Genomic DNA, 16,476 nt, shown 5'->3' on the forward strand with positions numbered 1-16,476 from the left:
GCTGGTCGGCAGGTCAAACTCCGCGCCGCCCCTCGGTGTTCCGCGACCCCGATTCGAGTAGACATGACCTGAAACGGCGCACGACCTGCGCCGACGGACCAGGAGGTCGCACGTGATCGCCGCACTCACCGGCATGGGGCTCTCCGCCGCGGCGGGGCTCAACGCCTACATCCCGTTCATGATCGTCGCGCTCATCGCACGGTTCACCGACGTCATCACGCTGCCCTCGAGCTTCCAGTGGATCGAGTCGCCGTGGGCGATCGGCGTCGGCGCGATCCTCCTGCTCACCGAGCTCGTCCTCGACAAGATCCCCGCCGTCGACACGGTCAACGACGCGATCCAGACGTTCATCCGGCCGAGCATGGGTGGCCTGATCTTCGCCGCCACGACGGCCGCCGAGGACCTCGACAAGTCCACGTGGATGGGCGACAACCCGTGGGTCGGTGTCGTGCTCGGCATCGTCGTCTCGGGTCTCGTCCACACGGGCAAGATGGCCGCCCGGCCCGCGATCAACGCCGGCACCCTCGGCGCCGGCGCACCTGTGGTCTCGACCGCCGAGGACGGGGCCTCGCTCGGCCTGTCGCTCGTCGCGATCTTCATCCCGGTGCTCGTGATCGTCGCGCTCGTTGCGCTTGCCTGGCTGCTCATCTGGCTCTGGCTCAAGGTCCGCAGGTGGCGACGGAGGCGAGAGCCACGCGTCCGGCCGGACACGGCATACCCACGCGCCTGAGGGCTGGCTCCCAGCGGGCGTGCACGTTCGCTGCATAGGCTGCGCGGCATGGAGGCACCCGTCGCGCAGCGCGCCCTGACCCGGCGCGACCTGCTCGCAGAGACGTGGCTCGTCCTCGGCGTCTCGCTCGGCGCCTCGGCGATCTGGAGCGTGCTCTCGCTCGTCCGCAAGCTCACCGCCGGCCGGCCGCTCGGGTCGCAGACGACGGCGATGAACTCGTCGGTGACGCCGGACCGCCCGTGGCTCGACCTCGCCTACCAGCTCGTCGGCATCGCACTGGCGCTCGTGCCGGTGGTGCTCGCGCTGCACCTGCTCTCGCGCGGCGACGTGCGGGCGCGGTTCGCGATCGGGTGGGACTGGACCCAGCCGGCGCGAGACCTCGTGCGCGGACTCGGTCTCGCGGCGCTCATCGGCATCCCGGGCCTGGGCCTGTATGCCGTCGCCAAAGCTCTCGACCTCAACACGACCATCGCCGCGGCGAACCTCGGTGGGGCCTGGTGGGCCATCCCCGTGCTGGTGCTCGCCGCCGCGCAGAACGCGGTGCTCGAGGAGGTGCTCATGGTGGGCTACCTCTTCACCCGGTGGTCGCAGGCCGGGTGGTCGACATCGCGAATCCTGGTGTCGTCAGCGCTGATCCGCGGGTCGTACCACCTCTACCAGGGGTTCGGCGGGTTCGTCGGCAACGCCGTCATGGGGCTGGTTTTCGGGTGGCTCTACACGAGGACCAAGCGGGTCGGGCCGCTCGTCGTGGCGCACACGGTGCTCGACGTCGTCGCGTTCGTCGGCTACGCCCTGCTCAAGGACCACCTCGCCTGGCTATGACGCCTCCAGGACGCGGTGAGCCCGCCGCCTGTCGGGGTGACCTCACGTTGTCGGGGGCAAATTGTCGCCCGACGACGCGAGATGGGCCCGACAAACGGGAGCACCCGGCATACCGAAGGCTTCTCGGTGTGCCGGGTGCGTCCGGGGGCTGCGTCAGTGGCCGTGCTTGAGGGCCGTGCGCAGGTCCTTGTTGAGCTGGCTGATGACGTCCTGCGGGATGCCCTTGGGACAGGCCTGCGAGCAGGCACCGATGTTGGTGCAGCCGCCGAAGCCCTCGTGGTCGTGCTGGTTGACCATCGACACGACGCGGGCGTCGCGCTCGGGCTGCCCCTGGGGCAGCTCACCGAGGTGGGTGATCTTGGCGCCCATGAAGAGCATGCCGCTGGCGTTGGGGCAGGCGGCGACGCAGGCGCCGCACCCGATGCACTCGGCCGCCATGAAGGCGCGGTCGGCGTTGGGCTTGGGCACGGGCGCCGCGTGGGCGTCCGGGGCCGCGCCCGTGTTGGCGGAGATGTAGCCACCCGACTGGATGATGCGGTCGAAGGCGCCACGGTCGACGACGAGGTCGCGCACGATCGGGAACGCCTCGGCGCGCCACGGCTCGACGGTGATCGTCTCGCCGTCCTTGAACGAGCGCATGTGCAGCTGGCAGGTCGTCGTGCGCTCGGGACCGTGGGCATGGCCCGAGATCATGAGGCCGCACATGCCGCAGATGCCCTCGCGACAGTCGCTGTCGAACGCGATCGGCTCGTCGCCCTTGGCGTTGAGCTCCTCGTTGAGGACGTCGAGCATCTCGAGGAAGGACATGTCGGGGCTGATGTCCGACACCTGGTAGGTGACGAGGCCGCCCTTGTCGTTGGGCCCGGTCTGTCGCCAGATCTTGAGGGTGAGATTCACTTGTAGCTCCGCTGCTTCAGCTCGATGAACTCGTACACGAGGTCTTCCTTGTGGAGGACGGGCGTGCCCATGCCGGCACCGACCCCCTCCTGCTCGCCGCTCGGCGGCGTGAACTCCCAGGCTGCGACGTAGGCGAACTCGTCGTCGTGACGCAGCGCCTCACCGTCCTCGGTCTGGCTCTCGGCCCGGAAGTGACCGCCGCAGGACTCGCGACGGTGCAGGGCGTCGATGCACATGAGCTCACCGAGCTCGAGGAAGTCGGCGACGCGGCCGGCCTTCTCGAGCGACTGGTTGAGGGTGTCGGCCGACCCGAGGACGCGCACGTTGCGCCAGAACTCGTCGCGCAGTCCGCGGATGAGGTCGATGGCCTTGAGCAGGCCCTCCTCGCTGCGCTCCATGCCGCAGTACTCCCACATGATGTTGCCGAGCTCGCGGTGGAAGCTGTCGACGCTGCGCTCGCCGTTGATCGACAGGAAGCGCTCGGTCCGCTCGGCCACGGCCTGACGCGCCTCGACGACCGCCGGGCTGTCCTGCGTGAGGTCCGACTTCGGGACCTTGGCGAGGTAGTCGCGGATCGTGTTGGGCAGGACGAAGTAGCCGTCGGCCAGGCCCTGCATGAGGGCCGAGGCCCCGAGGCGGTTGGCACCGTGGTCGGAGAAGTTCGCCTCACCGGTGACGAACAGGCCCTGGATGGAGGACTGCAGGTCGTAGTCGACCCAGAGCCCGCCCATGACGTAGTGGACGGCCGGGTAGATCCGCATCGGGACGGCATACGGGTCCTCGCCCGTGATCCGGGCGTACATGTCGAAGAGGTTGCCGTACTTGGCCTCCACCGCGTCCCGCCCGAGGCGCTCGATGGCGTCGGCGAAGTCGAGGTAGACGCCGCGGCGGAAGTCGCCGACGACCGGGCCGACGCCGCGACCCTCGTCGCAGACGTTCTTGGCCTGGCGGGAGGCGATGTCACGGGGCACGAGGTTGCCGAAGGCGGGGTAGATCCGCTCCAGGTAGTAGTCGCGGTCCTCCTCCTTGATCTCGCGCGGGTCCTTGTCGCAGTCCTCGCGGTTCTTGGGCACCCAGATGCGGCCGTCGTTGCGCAGCGACTCGGACATGAGCGTGAGCTTGGACTGGTGCTCGCCCGAGACCGGGATGCAGGTCGGGTGGATCTGCGTGTAGCAGGGGTTGGCCATGTAGGCGCCCTTGCGGTGCGCACGCCACGACGCGGTGACGTTGGAGCCCATCGCGTTGGTGGAGAGGAAGAAGACGTTGCCGTAGCCACCGGAGGCGAGCACGACCGCGTCGGCGAGGTGGGTCTCGATCTCGCCGGTGACGAGGTCGCGGACGATGATGCCGCGGGCGCGACGCTCCGCACCCTCACCGTCGACGATGACCTCGAGCATCTCGTGGCGGGTGAACTGCTCGACCGTCTTGGCGGCGACCTGGCGCTCGAGGGCCTGGTAGGCGCCGATGAGCAGCTGCTGCCCCGTCTGGCCGCGGGCGTAGAACGTGCGCGACACCTGGACGCCACCGAAGGAGCGGTTGTCGAGCAGGCCGCCGTACTCGCGGGCGAACGGGACACCCTGCGCGACGCACTGGTCGATGATGTTCGCGCTCACCTCGGCGAGGCGGTAGACGTTGGTCTCGCGGGAGCGGTAGTCGCCACCCTTGACCGTGTCGTAGAAGAGGCGCTGGACGGAGTCGCCGTCCTCCTTGTAGTTCTTCGCGGCGTTGATGCCACCCTGCGCGGCGATCGAGTGCGCGCGGCGCGGGGAGTCCTGGAAGCAGAAGGACTTCACGTGGTAGCCGGCCTCGCCAAGGGTCGCGGCGGCAGCACCACCCGCGAGTCCGGTGCCGACGATGATGACCGACATCTTGCGTCGGTTCGCCGGGTTGACCAGGGCCGCCTCGAACTTGCGGCGGGTCCACTTGCTCTCGATGGGGCCGTCCGGCGCCTTGTGGTCGGCGATCGCGACGCCCTCGGTGTAGAGCCCGCCGTAGGGGCTCGAGGAGCCGGTGGAGCCGTTCGTGCCAGTGGTGTTCTCAGTCATGGGTCAGCGACACCTTCAGTCGATCAGGCCGAATGCGATGGACAGCGGCGGGATGAGGAACCCGACGACGATGAGCGCGGCGACGACGAGGCCGATGGTGCGCGCCCGGGCGTGCGCCTTGGGCGAGCTCGTCCAGCCGAGGGTCTGCTGCGCGCTGTAGACGCCGTGCATGAGGTGCATGAACAGCGCGACCATGGCCGCGATGTAGATGAGCAGCATCCACCAGACCTCGAAGCTCGCCACGACGAGCTTGTAGGGGTTGGCCGTGACGTCGACCCCCTGCTTGTCCGCGTTCGGGGAGATCTTGACGATCGTGAAGTGCAGCAGGTGCCACACGATGAAGACGAGGAGGAACGTCCCGCCCCAACGCATCCACTGCGACGTGGCGGCGGTCTTGACCGCGGCGTACTTCGTGCGTCGCGCGGAGCCGGCCCGGCTCCAGAGGGTGTAGGCGGCATACGCGTGGCCCACGATCGAGAGGAGCAGGACGACTCGCACGATCCAGAGCAGGCCGCCGTACGGGAGCATCGGCTCACCGAACGTCCGCAGGTGCTCTGCGTAGGAGTTGAACGCCTCCTCTCCCTGCAGCGCCTTGAGGTTGCCGTACATGTGGAGCAGGAGATATCCGACGAAGACCAGGCCGGTCACTGCCATGAGCAGCTTGAGCGCGATCGTCGTGCTCCGCGCCGTGGTCCCGCGCGGGGAGAGCGTCGTCGTGGGCATGGAACGAAAGGTACCCCGACCTGCGAGCGGTCACCTGCTCAGGCAGGCCTAACCCACGTGTGAGATATGCACGTTACCGACGCGTATGCCGGCCGACGCGGATCGTGGGACCCGCGCACCCCTCCTGCTCCCACCTCACCCGTCGAGACGGGCCAGCTCCTCCGCGGTGAGCTCGAGGTCGGCGGCGGCCGCGGAGTCGGTGACCGACTGCGGACGCTTCGCCCCGGGGATGGGGATGACGACGGGCGACTGGGCGAGCTCCCAGGCGAGGGCGACCTGCTGGGCGCTGACGCCGTGGGCGTCGGCGACCTCGGCGAACGCGGGGTACTTGTCGGCGAGCGCCTTGGCGTCGCCGAGCCCGCCGAGGGGGCTCCACGGGAGGAAGGCGAGGCCGAGCTCCTCGCAGACGTCGATCTCGGGACGGCTGCTGCGGAAGGCCGGGCTGAACTGGTTCTGGACGCTCACGAGGGACTCACCGAGGACGGCGTGCGCGGCCCGGATCTGCTCGGGGTTCGCGTTGGACAGGCCCACGCGCGCGACCTTGCCGCTGTCGGCGATCTCCTTGAGGGTCGCGATGACCTCGTCGTAGGGGACGTCCGGATCGGGCCGGTGGTGCTGCCAGAGCGCGAGCTGCTCGACGCCGAGGCGTCCGAGGCTGGCGTCGACGGCGGCGCGGAGGTGGTCGGCCGAGCTGTCGGTGTCCCAGCCGCCGCCCTCGGTGCGGACGTGGCCGCCCTTGGTCGCGAGCAGCACCCGGTCGCGCACCCCGAGCTCGTCGAGGATCGAGGCGATGAGCCGCTCGTTCTCGCCCTGGGCACCCTCACCCTTCTCCTCGCCGGGGCCGTAGGCGTCGGCGGTGTCGAACAGCGTGACGCCGGCGTCGAGCGCCGCCGTCACCGTGTCGAGCAGCTGCTGACGCGGCTGGCTCCCGCTCTGGTCGAACGTCATCAGGCCCAGGCCGATGGCGCCGACCTGCATGTCTCCGAGGGTGCGTGTCTGCATGTCCCCCAACCTAACGAGCGGATCCGACAGGGCGGCCGACAGCAGCAGCCGCGTTCGCGACGCACGCGACCGGCGACGGCACGGGAACCAGGTGTGGCGCAGGTCACACCCGCACTGGCATGCTGGCGACTTCGGGGCAGCGCTGCCCCGACGGCGAAAGGTCTGCCCATGCTCGGTGCCCTGTCCCCCGTCACCCGACCCGCACCGCGGTCCCGCCGCCTCGCCCTCCTGGCCGCCGCGGGGCTGGCCGCCTGCACCGCCCTGCTCGGGGGACCCGCGGCCGCCTCCGTACCCGCGGTGTCCGCACCTGCCCTGTCGCAGGCACCCCCGGGTGGCGCGACGACGCTGGGCCCCCGCGTCGTCGTCTTCGACCCGTCGATGCCGGTCGCGCAGATCCAGGCCCGGGCCGACGCGATCCACGCCCAGCAGGTCGACAACGAGATGGGCAGCGCCCGGTGGAGCCTGCTGTTCAAGCCGGGGACCTACGGCACCGCCACCCAGCCGCTGCAGATCAAGGTGGGCTACTACACGGAGGTCGCGGGGCTCGGGGCGTCCCCGTCGGACACCGTCATCAACGGCAAGGTCGAGGTCTACAACCGGTGCCTCACCGACGGGCCGTCTCAGCCGTACTGCGTGGCCCTCAACAACTTCTGGCGCTCGATGTCGAACCTCACGATCCAGGTCAACGGGACGGGCCAGGACGGGTGCCGGGCATCGGCGAACTTCTGGGCGGTCTCGCAGGCGTCGTCGCTGCGCCGCGTCGACATCCGCGGCGGGAACCTCTCGCTCATGGACTACTGCACCGCCGGCCCGCAGTTCGCGAGCGGTGGCTACCTCGCCGACTCGCGCGCCGACTTCGTCGTCAACGGGTCGCAGCAGCAGTGGATCACCCGCAACTCCGAGATCGGCGGCTGGTCCAACGGGGTGTGGAACCAGGTCTTCGCCGGCACGGTGGGTGCGCCGTCCGAGCAGGGCTTCCCGAACCCGCCGTACACGACCCTCGAGCGCACCTCAGTCAGCCGCGAGAAGCCGTTCCTCTTCGTCGACGGGCAGGGCGCCTGGCAGGTGCGGGTGCCCGACGCCCGGACGAGCTCGCGCGGGCCCGACTGGACCACGGGCACGGCCGCCGGCCGCACCCTCCCGCTGTCGGCGTTCCACGTCGCGACGCCGGCCGACTCGGCGACCGAGCTCGCCAGCCAGCTCTCCCGCGGCAAGCACCTGCTGCTCACCCCCGGCATCTACGACGTCGACAAGAGCCTGGTCATCCGACGCGACGACACCGTCGTCCTCGGCATGGGGCAGGCGACGCTCACCGCCGTGCGTGGCGCGGTGCCGCTCGTCGTCGACAAGCAGGCGCACGGTGTCGTCGTCGCCGGGGTCAACATCGACGCCGGCACGACGCTGTCGCCGACGCTCATGCAGGTGGGCCGCCCGGGACCGGCGGGCCAGCACGCGAAGGGGGCAGACGGCATACCGAGCACGACCCTCAACGACGTCTACTTCCGCGTCGGCGGACCCCACGTCGGGAAGGCCGACGTGTCGCTCCAGGTCGACGCCGACGACGTGCTCATCGACCACGCGTGGGTGTGGCGGGCCGACCACGGCATCGAGGGGTTCACGGCCGGGGCCAGCGGCGACACCGACCGCTGGCGCACGAACATCGGCCGGGTCGGGCTCGTCGTCAACGGCGACCGGGTGCACGCGACCGGGCTCTTCGTCGAGCACTACCAGCAGCACAACACGATCTGGAACGGCGAGGACGGCGAGGTCGTGCTCTACCAGAACGAGCTGCCCTACGACCCGCCCTCGCAGGCACAGTGGAACCGTCCGGACGGCACCCGTGGCTGGACCGGCTTCAAGGTCGGCGACGGCGTGCAGCGGCACCGGCTCTTCGGTGGCGGCGTCTACGTCTTCAACCGCAACGACCCCTCGATCGTCACCGAGCGCGGGTTCGAGGTGCCGGAGCGGGCCGGCGTGCGGCTGCACCACGTCCTCACCGTCAACCTCGACGCCGGGGCGATCGAGCACGTCGTCAACGACACCGGCGCCCGGGTCGACAGCACACGGTCGGGCCAGCCGAGCTACGTCGTGGACTACCCGGCGCCGTGAGCGCGCGGCCCCGACGGTGTCGGGGCCGCGTGACAGCCTGAGGTGATGGAGCGAACCCGTGACGTCCTCGAGCAGGACCGCCGGACGACGCTCGAGCGCCTGGCGGCGCTGACCGGCGACTTCGAGCGGATCGTCGACGCCTCACGCGACAGCAACGCCGACGACGAGCACGACCCCGAGGGCGCGACGATCGCCTTCGAGCGCTCGCAGGTCGACGCCCTGGCGCAGCAGGCGCGTGCGCACCTCGACGAGGTCGACGCCGCCCTGGCCCGGCTCGACGACGGCACCTACGGCACGTGCGAGCGGTGCGGCGGGGCGATCGCAGCGGCGCGGCTCGAGGCGCGACCGACCGCGCGGACCTGCGTCACCTGCTGACTCGACTTATTGCCCGATTGGGACATGGTCGACGGATCGAAGATCCCGCGCACATGTCCCAATCGGGCAATAAGTCGGATGGGGACCGGGAGGGCCGAGGGCGTCAGCGCTGGGCGGCGAGCGCCGCGTCGTAGAGCGCCTTCTTCGACAGGCCCGTCGCCGACGCGACGTCAGCGCACACGTCCTTAAGTCGCTCCCCCGCCGCGACCCGGTCGAGGATGCCGGTGAGCTGGCTGTCGACGTCGCCGACGACCACGTCCGCGCCCGAGACGACGACGGTGATCTCGCCCTTGACGCCGTCGTCGGCCCACGCGACGAGCTCGACGAGCGAGCCGCGGCGCACCTCCTCGTAGGTCTTGGTGAGCTCGCGGCACACCGCCGCGCGGCGCTGCCCACCGAAGACCGCCTCCATGTCGGCGAGCGACTTCGCGATCCGATGGGGCGCCTCGAAGAACACCATCGTGCGGTGCTCGTCGGCGAGGGCCCTCAGCGCCCGCACCCGCTCACCGCCCTTGCGTGGCAGGAACCCCTCGAAGCAGAACCGGTCGACCGGCAGCCCCGACACGGCGAGCGCCATGAGCACCGCCGACGGGCCGGGTACGCACGTCACGCGGACGTCGATCCCGACGGCGGCCGACACCAGGCGGTACCCCGGGTCGGAGACGGACGGCATACCGGCATCGGTGACGACGAGGACGCGAGCGCCCTCGCGAAGTCTCTCGACGAGGTCCGCGGTCCGTGAGGCCTCGTTGTGCTCGTGGTAGCTCACGACCGAGCCGGTCGGGTTGACGTCGAGGGCCTGGCAGAGCCGCCGGAGCCGTCGGGTGTCCTCGGCGGCGATGACGTCGGCGGTGGCGAGCTCGTCGGCCAGCCGTGGCGCCGCGTCACGCGGGTCGCCGATCGGCGTCGCCGCCAGGACGAGCACACCCTCACCCGACGCAGAAGTCATGCCGCGATCCTTGCACGGGCGGCGCACATGAGGGATGCCTACGATGTGCCGGTGACCCGGACCGACGAGCTGCGCGCCCGCCTGCTCGGGACCAGACCCACCGACGTGGTCTGGGGCTGGGTCGGACCGCTGCTCGTCGCGGCGGTCGGCGGGTTCCTCCGCTTCTGGCACCTCGACCGGCCGCACTCGCTCGTCTTCGACGAGACCTACTACGTCAAGCAGGGCTGGTCGCTCATCCAGCACGGCGTCGAGCTGCGCGTCCAGGGCAAGAACGAGGACGCCGACAAGCTCTGGAACGCCGGCACCACCGCCGTCTTCAGCGACCAGGGCGACATGGTCGTCCACCCGCCCGTGGGCAAGTGGCTCATCGGCGCGGGCGAGTGGCTGTTCGGGCCGACGAGCTCGTTCGGCTGGCGCTTCGCCGTCGCCGCCCTCGGCACGCTCTCGATCCTCATCCTCGGACGTGTCGCCCGGCGGATGTTCGGCTCGACGCTCCTCGGCTGCACCGCCGCGCTCCTCCTCGCCGTCGAGGGCACGCACGTCGCGATGTCGCGCACCGGCATCCTCGACATGGTCGTGTCGTTCTTCGCGCTGGCCGGGTTCGCCGCGCTCGTCGTCGACCGCGACACGACGCGCGAACGCCTGGCGACGTGGGCCGGGAGCCAGGCAAACGGCATACGGCTTGACCGAGGGCCGTGGCTGGGAGCGCGGCCCTGGCGCTGGCTCGCGGGGCTCTCGCTGGGGCTCTGCCTGTCGACGAAGTGGTCGGGGCTGTTCTTCCTCGCGGTGTTCGGCCTCATGACCGTCTTCTGGGACATGGGGGCGCGACGGGCCGTGGGGATCCGTCCCTGGTGGCGCGAGGGCGTGTTCAAGGACGGCCCGTATGCCGCGGTGCAGCTCGTCGTGACGTCCGCCGTCGTCTATGTCGCGTCGTGGTCTGGCTGGTTCGCGACGTCGAACGGCTACCACCGGCAGTGGAACACCTTCCATCCGGGCGAGGGGATCCAGTGGCTGCCGCCGGTGCTGCGCAACTGGGTGAAGTACCACCAGGACATGTGGCAGTTCAACACCACGCTGACGACCCCGCACTCGTACGCCTCGAACCCGTGGGGCTGGATGATCCAGGCGCGGCCGACGTCGTTCTTCTACGAGGGGACGACCAAGGGGCAGGGCGGGTGCGCCGTCGACCAGTGCTCGCAGGCGGTGCACACCATCGGCACGGTGTCGGTGTGGTGGGTCGGCATCGTGGCGCTGCTCGTGTGCGCGTTCTTCTGGGTCGTGCGCCGCGACTGGCGCGCGGGTGCGGCGCTGGCCGGGGTGCTCGCTGGGTACGGACCGTGGTTCCTGTACCAGGAGCGGACGATCTACGCGTTCTACACCGTGGCGTTCGAGCCGTGGGTCGTGCTCGCGATCGTCTTCTGCATCGGGCTCGTCCTCGGGGGGCCCGAGGCGACGCGCGAGCGACGACGGACGGGGGCCCTGGTGGTCGGGGCGTACCTGCTGCTGACGATCGCGCTGTTCGCGTGGTTCTACCCGATCTACACCGCGCAGGTCGTCCCCTACGACCACTGGCTGCGGCTCATGTGGTTCCGCTCCTGGATCTGAGTCGGTCCCCCGCCCTGTCAGTCGCCACGCCTACGGTGAGGTGGTGTTCTTCTTCCCGGGCGAGGACCGCCCCGTCATCAGCCCGCACGACCTGCGCACCGCGTCGGAGTGCGAGTTCGCGCTGATCCGGGACCTCGACGGGCTCCTCGGGCGTGCTCCCCGGGCCGACGAGGAGCGCTCGGACATGATGGACCGCATCATCGAGCTGGGCAACGCCCACGAGAACCTCGAGCGGATCCGGCTGGGCGCGCTGTACCCGGGTCGGGTGCGCGACCTCACCGGTGGCGAGCACTCCCGAGCCGGCCGCGAGGCCGCCATGCGCGAGACCCTCGCGGCACTGGAGTCGGACGCGGCCGTCCTGTGCCAGGCGACCTTCTTCGACGGTGATGTCCTCGGCTACGCCGACTTCCTCGAGCGCACCGACGACGGCTGGCTCGTCAGCGACACCAAGCTCGCGCGTTCGGCCAACGTCCCCGCCCTGCTGCAGGTCGCCGCGTATGCCGCGCAGCTCCAGGATCACGGTGTCCCGACCGCGCCCGTGGCTCGGCTCGTGCTCGGCAACGACGACCGTCGCGACTACCCCCTCGCCGAGATCGTGCCGGTCTACCGGTCACGGCTCGCCCGGCTCCAGCGCGTCATCGACGAGCACCTCGCGTCGGACGCGCCCGGACGGTGGGGCGACGAGCGGTGGTTGGCGTGCGGGCGCTGCGAGGTCTGCGAGGCCGAGGTGCTAGCACACCGCGACCTGCTGCTCGTCGCGGGCGTGCGGCCGAGCACGAGGAAGCACCTCCTCGCTGCCGACATCACGACGATCGACGACCTGGCTGCCTCGACCGGGCACGTCGCCGGCATCCAGGAGTCCCGGGTCGAGAGGCTGCGCGCCCAGGCGCGGCTCCAGCTCACCCAGCTCGACGACCCCCACGCCCCCATGGCGTTCGAGGTCCACGACGAGGCGCCCATCCGCCAGCTCCCCGTGGCCAGCCCGGGCGACCTCTTCTTCGACTTCGAGGGCGACCCCCTCTGGTCCGAGCGAGGGTCACGGGACTGGGGCCTCGAGTACCTCTTCGGCGTGGTGGAGGTGGACTCCGGCGAGGACGTCTTCCTGCCCTTCTGGGCCCACGACCGGGCGCAGGAGAAGCAGGCGCTCATCGCGTTCGTGGACTACGTCAAGGAGCGGCGCCGCCAGTGGCCGGGGCTGCACATCTACCACTACGCGCCGTACGAGACGGCGGCACTCAAGAGGCTGGCCTCACGGCATGCCGTGTGCGAGGACGACGTCGACCAGTTCCTGCGCGACGACGTGTTCGTCGACCTCTATGCGACCGTGCGAGGAGCCATCCGGGTCTCGCAGCGGTCGTACTCGATCAAGAAGCTCGAGCCCCTCTACATGCAGGCGCGCACCGCGGACCTGCAAAAGGGTGACGACTCGATCGTCGAGTACCACCGGTTCATGATGGCGCGCGTCGAGCAGCGCTACGACGCCGCCAAGGACATCCTCGACGGGATCGCCGAGTACAACAAGGACGACTGCATCTCCACCCGCCTGCTGCGGGACTGGCTCGTGCGCCAGGTCCCGGGCGGCGGGACGGGCGAGGTCGTCGAGGTCGTGGAACCCAAACCGGTGAGTGAGGACCGCGCCGCCGCGCTCGAGCTCGAGGCCGCCCTGCGTGCTCTCGTCGAGGACGTCCAGCCGGCGCAACGCACCCCCCGGGACCACGCGGTCGCGCTGGTCGCCGCGTCGGTGCTCTTCCATGCCCGCGAGGACAAGCCCTTCTGGTGGGAGCACTACGACCGGATCAAGCACCCGGTCCAGAGCTGGATGCGCTCGAGCGGCGTCGCCGTCATCGAGGGCGAGCCGGAGCTGCTCGAGGGGTGGCACAAGCCCACTCCCCGCAGCGGCTCGAAGCGCCGCTACGCCGTGCGCGTCGACCCGGCCGGCGGCACCCTGCTCGACGTCGGAGGCCAGGTGGCCGCGCTCTACGCCGCCCCGCCAGCGTTCCCGCCGCCGGCGGACCACCTCCCGGGCAACGCGCACGCCCGGAGCCCCGGTGGGGTGGAGATCATCGAGGCCGAGGAGGAGATCTCGGACAACGGCAGGGTCTTCCAACGGCTCACCATCCTCGAGAACGCCCCCGCCAAGACCGAGATCGACGACTTCCCCGTGGCGTTCGTCCCCAAGGGCACCGTCGGCACGGGGAGCATCGACGCCGCCCTGCGCGAGCTCGCGCGCGAGGTCCTGCACGGGCACCCGAGGCTCCCCCAGCGCGCGGGCATCGACGTCCTGCTGCGCACGCCACCACGCCTGCGCTCCGGCGAGCCCCTTCCCAGTCCCGGCACGGGCGACGGCCGCTTCATCGAGGCCATCACCGCCGCCCTGACCGGCATGGACGACTCCTACGTCGCGGTGCAGGGGCCGCCCGGGACGGGCAAGACCTACGTCGGCGCCCGGGTCATCGCCCGCCTCGTGGGTCTGGGCTGGAAGGTCGGCGTCTGCTCGCAGGGGCACGCCGCGGTCGAGAACATCCTCGACGCCGTGGTCCGTGCCGGTGTCGACGGAGCACAGGTGGGCAAGGCCCCCAAGTACGCCGACGCCCCCGAGTGGACCGCCCTCGCAAAGTCCGACGACCTCGCCGGGTTCGTCGCCGAGCGCGCAGCGGCCGGCCTTGGTGTCGTCGTGGGCGGGACGGCCTGGGACCTCACCAACACCCACCGGATCGAGCGCGGTTCACTCGACCTCGTCGTCATCGACGAGGCGGGGCAGTTCTCGCTGGGCAAGACCCTCGCGGTGTCGATGGCGGGCCAGCGCCTGCTGCTGCTCGGCGACCCGGCCCAGCTGCCGCAGGTGTCGCAGGGTACCCATGCCGAGCCGATCGACCACTCGGCACTCGGTTGGCTCGCCGGCGACGACGACCTCCTCCCGCGCGAGCTCGGCTACTTCCTCGAGACGACGTGGCGCATGCACCCGAGGCTCACCGAGGCCGTCTCACACCTGTCGTATGCCGGGCAGCTCACCTCCGAGGACCACGTCACGGCGAGGCGCTCGCTCGACGGCGTCGAGCCCGGCGTCCACGAGGTGCTCGTCGACCACCGCGACAACAAGAACTTCTCGCCCGAGGAGGCCGATGCCGTGGTCGCCCTCGTGGACGACCTCATCGGGCGCACGTGGACCGCTCCGGACGAACCGGACGCCGCGACCGGACGGGCGCTGACCCAGCAGGACTTCTGCGTCATCACCCCCTACAACAGCCAGGTGGGCGTGCTCAAGCTTCGCCTGCGGGCGGCCGGCTACGACGACGTCGCCGTCGGCACGGTCGACAAGTTCCAGGGCCAGGAGGCGCCGGTCGCGATCCTGTCGATGGCCGCGTCCGCCCACGCCGACGTCTCCCGCGGGATGGGCTTCCTCCTCCAGCGCAACCGCATCAACGTGGCGGTCTCACGGGGCAAGCACGCGGCATACATCGTGCGGTCGAGCGTGCTCACGGACTTCGCTCCGCGCACACCCGACGAGCTCATCGCCCTCGGCGCGTTCCTCGGACTCTGCGAGCGCGCGGTGACGACGACGCAGGTGGCGGCCGCGCCGGCGGGGTCCGCCGGCTGAGCCCGTGGGTCTCAGCGCCGCGAGTCGCTCGGGTCGGCCGGCGGCGGGTCGACGACGCGCTCGAAGTCGACGTCGATCTGCTGGTACTGCTTGAACCTGCCGATGCGGGCCTGCTGCGCGTACGCGCGGCGGTCGCCGTCGGTGAGGTCGACGTTGTCGGTGAACGGTGTGAGCAGTGCCCGGGGGTAGAGGTTGTTGGCCCGCACGACGTCGGCCTCGGCGAACAGGATCGTGCCGAGGGCGGCAAGGTGGAAGAAGGCGAACAGACCGATGACGAGCCCGAAGACCCCGTTGGTCGCAGAGGTCGAGCTCATCGCTCGCTCGACGAACCCCACTCCATAGGTCTGCAACCCCTGCCAGGTGAGGGCCGCCCCGATGGCACCGACCGCGACCTGTCGCAGGCTGAGGTCGAGGGCCACGGCTCGGCGCATCCCGAGAGCGAACGCGAGAGCCGTCCCGAGCAGCGTCGCGACGGTCACGGCGCCCCGGGTGAGCACCGGGTAGCTGTTGATGCCTCGGGCGCTGAGGATCGTGATCGTGGTCGTGATGACGACGAAGAGCAGGATCGTCAGCAGGAGGACGAAGCTGCGGCCCCGTGCGTGGAACGGGTTGGGCCGTGCGTTGCGCGGCACCCCCCACACCGAGTTCATCGCGTACTGGAACGCCTGTCCGACACCGAGCCCGCCGTAGAGCGCGACGATGCCGCTGACGATGATCCCCGTAGCGCTCCCGCGCAGGGACTGCGGCTCACCCAGCTGCGCTCCGATGACGGGGATCTCCGAGAGCGCGGAGTCCAGGACCCGCTGCTGGAGGTCGGGATAGTTCGACAGGACGACGCTGAGGACCGTCGTGAAGATGATGAGCAGGGGGAAGAACGACAGGAACGCGTAGTAGGCGATGAGGCCCACGAGGTAGCCCGCCTGGTCGTCGAAGAACTTGTAGACGACCGCGAGCGGGTAGCCCACGACGCGGTGCTTGCGCTGGAAGCGGTCCAGCGAGTCGACGACACCCACGCGACGAATCTCACCACACCGAGGGCCTCGCGACGGCACCAGCCGCGACGTTGCCCGCGAGGTGCCCACGGCAGCTGGCCACCGCCGGCACCGACCGAGCGGGCCATGGACGGTGGTCGAGCCAGGGTGGAGACTGACCGGCATGAGGGCCAAGGACCTCGTATGCCGGGTGCGCGGGCACCGGTGGCGCCGGTTCCGTCGCGAGGGTCTCGACATGCGTGAGTGCCGGCGCTGCGGCTACCTCGTGCGTGCCGACTCCGACCGTCCGAGGATGCTCGACCTGTAGGTCCGCCGGAGGCAGCGAGCGTCAGGAGGGCGACATGAGGCTGTACATCTGCTGGGGCACGGGCGGCAACGAGCACCACGACTGCCACAAGGCGCACCAGGCCCTGGTCGACGCCGGACACAGCCCCGAGATCGTCAAGGCCAGGGGACAGGAGCACCTGCCGCGCCTCCTCCAGCGCAAGGTCCGACGCGAGGTGCACGCGCTCACCGGCTCGTTCTTCGTGCCGGTGCTCGTCCTCGACGACGGCACTGCGATCAACCGGCCCGACGAGATCGTCGCATGGGCCCGCGCCCACCCGGCGGCCTCGGCGGATGCCGAATGA

General features: G+C 70.5%; 14 protein-coding genes. 8 read left to right on the forward strand and 6 right to left on the reverse strand.

Annotated features, from left to right (window positions below):
* Positions 1-112: 112 nt before the first annotated feature.
* A complete protein-coding gene (locus KLO01_RS03145) occupies positions 113-730 on the forward strand; it encodes a DUF4126 domain-containing protein (protein WP_147062085.1) in 618 nt (205 codons plus the stop codon).
* Positions 731-778: 48 nt separating this feature from the next.
* Positions 779-1,552 carry a CPBP family intramembrane glutamic endopeptidase gene (locus KLO01_RS03150; RefSeq protein WP_147062086.1) on the forward strand — a complete coding sequence of 258 codons (774 nt, stop codon included), beginning with the start codon at positions 779-781 and terminating at the stop codon, positions 1,550-1,552.
* 153 nt (positions 1,553-1,705) lie between these two features.
* On the opposite strand, the gene KLO01_RS03155 is transcribed toward KLO01_RS03150, so the two are convergent.
* The 4 genes from KLO01_RS03155 to KLO01_RS03170 form a co-directional block, all read right to left on the reverse strand.
* Complete coding sequence (locus KLO01_RS03155; protein ID WP_147062087.1) at positions 1,706-2,449, reverse strand: succinate dehydrogenase/fumarate reductase iron-sulfur subunit; 744 nt, start codon at positions 2,447-2,449, stop codon at positions 1,706-1,708.
* Positions 2,446-4,494 (reverse strand): fumarate reductase/succinate dehydrogenase flavoprotein subunit, encoded by a 2,049-nt coding sequence (locus KLO01_RS03160; protein ID WP_147062088.1) that lies wholly within the window; start codon positions 4,492-4,494, stop codon positions 2,446-2,448. Before KLO01_RS03160 ends, KLO01_RS03155 begins: the two co-directional genes overlap by 4 nt.
* Before the next feature lie 15 nt (positions 4,495-4,509).
* A complete protein-coding gene (locus tag KLO01_RS03165; protein ID WP_147062089.1) occupies positions 4,510-5,217 on the reverse strand; it encodes a succinate dehydrogenase cytochrome b subunit in 708 nt (235 codons plus the stop codon).
* A gap of 135 nt (positions 5,218-5,352) precedes the next feature.
* A complete protein-coding gene (locus KLO01_RS03170; protein ID WP_147062090.1) occupies positions 5,353-6,219 on the reverse strand; it encodes an aldo/keto reductase in 867 nt (288 codons plus the stop codon).
* A 168-nt stretch (positions 6,220-6,387) separates the two neighbouring features.
* Here KLO01_RS03170 and KLO01_RS03175 point away from each other — a divergent pair, with 168 nt between their 5' ends.
* Entirely contained in the window at positions 6,388-8,328 is a 1,941-nt protein-coding gene (locus KLO01_RS03175) for a pectate lyase-like domain-containing protein (protein WP_147062091.1), read from the forward strand.
* A gap of 45 nt (positions 8,329-8,373) precedes the next feature.
* Entirely contained in the window at positions 8,374-8,703 is a 330-nt protein-coding gene (locus KLO01_RS03180) for a TraR/DksA family transcriptional regulator (RefSeq protein ID WP_147062092.1), read from the forward strand.
* Positions 8,704-8,806: 103 nt separating this feature from the next.
* Here the strand turns inward: KLO01_RS03180 and rsmI are convergent, their stop codons facing one another.
* Positions 8,807-9,652 carry a 16S rRNA (cytidine(1402)-2'-O)-methyltransferase gene (gene rsmI / locus KLO01_RS03185; RefSeq protein WP_147062093.1) on the reverse strand — a complete coding sequence of 282 codons (846 nt, stop codon included), beginning with the start codon at positions 9,650-9,652 and terminating at the stop codon, positions 8,807-8,809.
* Positions 9,653-9,703: 51 nt separating this feature from the next.
* Here rsmI and KLO01_RS03190 point away from each other — a divergent pair, with 51 nt between their 5' ends.
* On the forward strand, positions 9,704-11,257 hold the full coding sequence (locus KLO01_RS03190) for a dolichyl-phosphate-mannose--protein mannosyltransferase (RefSeq protein WP_147062094.1): 1,554 nt from the start codon (positions 9,704-9,706) through the stop codon (positions 11,255-11,257).
* A gap of 43 nt (positions 11,258-11,300) precedes the next feature.
* Positions 11,301-14,855, forward strand: a complete 3,555-nt coding sequence (locus KLO01_RS03195) for a TM0106 family RecB-like putative nuclease (protein ID WP_147062095.1) — start codon at positions 11,301-11,303, stop codon at positions 14,853-14,855.
* Between the two features lie 11 nt (positions 14,856-14,866).
* Here KLO01_RS03195 and KLO01_RS03200 read toward each other — a convergent pair whose 3' ends face one another.
* Positions 14,867-15,868 carry a YihY/virulence factor BrkB family protein gene (locus KLO01_RS03200; RefSeq protein ID WP_147062096.1) on the reverse strand — a complete coding sequence of 334 codons (1,002 nt, stop codon included), beginning with the start codon at positions 15,866-15,868 and terminating at the stop codon, positions 14,867-14,869.
* Positions 15,869-16,010: 142 nt separating this feature from the next.
* On the opposite strand from KLO01_RS03200, the gene KLO01_RS17035 reads away from it, so the two are divergent.
* Positions 16,011-16,154, forward strand: a complete 144-nt coding sequence (locus tag KLO01_RS17035) for a hypothetical protein (protein WP_186827891.1) — start codon at positions 16,011-16,013, stop codon at positions 16,152-16,154.
* A 34-nt stretch (positions 16,155-16,188) separates the two neighbouring features.
* Positions 16,189-16,476 carry a hypothetical protein gene (locus KLO01_RS03205; protein ID WP_147062097.1) on the forward strand — a complete coding sequence of 96 codons (288 nt, stop codon included), beginning with the start codon at positions 16,189-16,191 and terminating at the stop codon, positions 16,474-16,476.

Origin of the sequence: Knoellia locipacati (genome assembly GCF_007992835.1) — a bacterium.
Taxonomy (GTDB): domain Bacteria; phylum Actinomycetota; class Actinomycetes; order Actinomycetales; family Dermatophilaceae; genus Knoellia; species Knoellia locipacati.

Bases quoted from the DNA above. Each gene is read 5' to 3' on its own strand.
- KLO01_RS03150 (WP_147062086.1), top strand. From the start codon at position 779: ATGGAGGCACCCGTCGCGCAGCGCGCCCTGACCCGGCGCGACCTGCTC.
- KLO01_RS03160 (WP_147062088.1), bottom strand. From the start codon at position 4,494: ATGACTGAGAACACCACTGGCACGAACGGCTCCACCGGCTCCTCGAGC.
- KLO01_RS03165 (WP_147062089.1), bottom strand. From the start codon at position 5,217: ATGCCCACGACGACGCTCTCCCCGCGCGGGACCACGGCGCGGAGCACG.
- KLO01_RS03170 (WP_147062090.1), bottom strand. From the start codon at position 6,219: ATGCAGACACGCACCCTCGGAGACATGCAGGTCGGCGCCATCGGCCTG.
- KLO01_RS03175 (WP_147062091.1), top strand. From the start codon at position 6,388: ATGCTCGGTGCCCTGTCCCCCGTCACCCGACCCGCACCGCGGTCCCGC.
- KLO01_RS03180 (WP_147062092.1), top strand. From the start codon at position 8,374: ATGGAGCGAACCCGTGACGTCCTCGAGCAGGACCGCCGGACGACGCTC.
- rsmI (WP_147062093.1), bottom strand. From the start codon at position 9,652: ATGACTTCTGCGTCGGGTGAGGGTGTGCTCGTCCTGGCGGCGACGCCG.
- KLO01_RS17035 (WP_186827891.1), top strand. From the start codon at position 16,011: ATGAGGGCCAAGGACCTCGTATGCCGGGTGCGCGGGCACCGGTGGCGC.
- KLO01_RS03205 (WP_147062097.1), top strand. From the start codon at position 16,189: ATGAGGCTGTACATCTGCTGGGGCACGGGCGGCAACGAGCACCACGAC.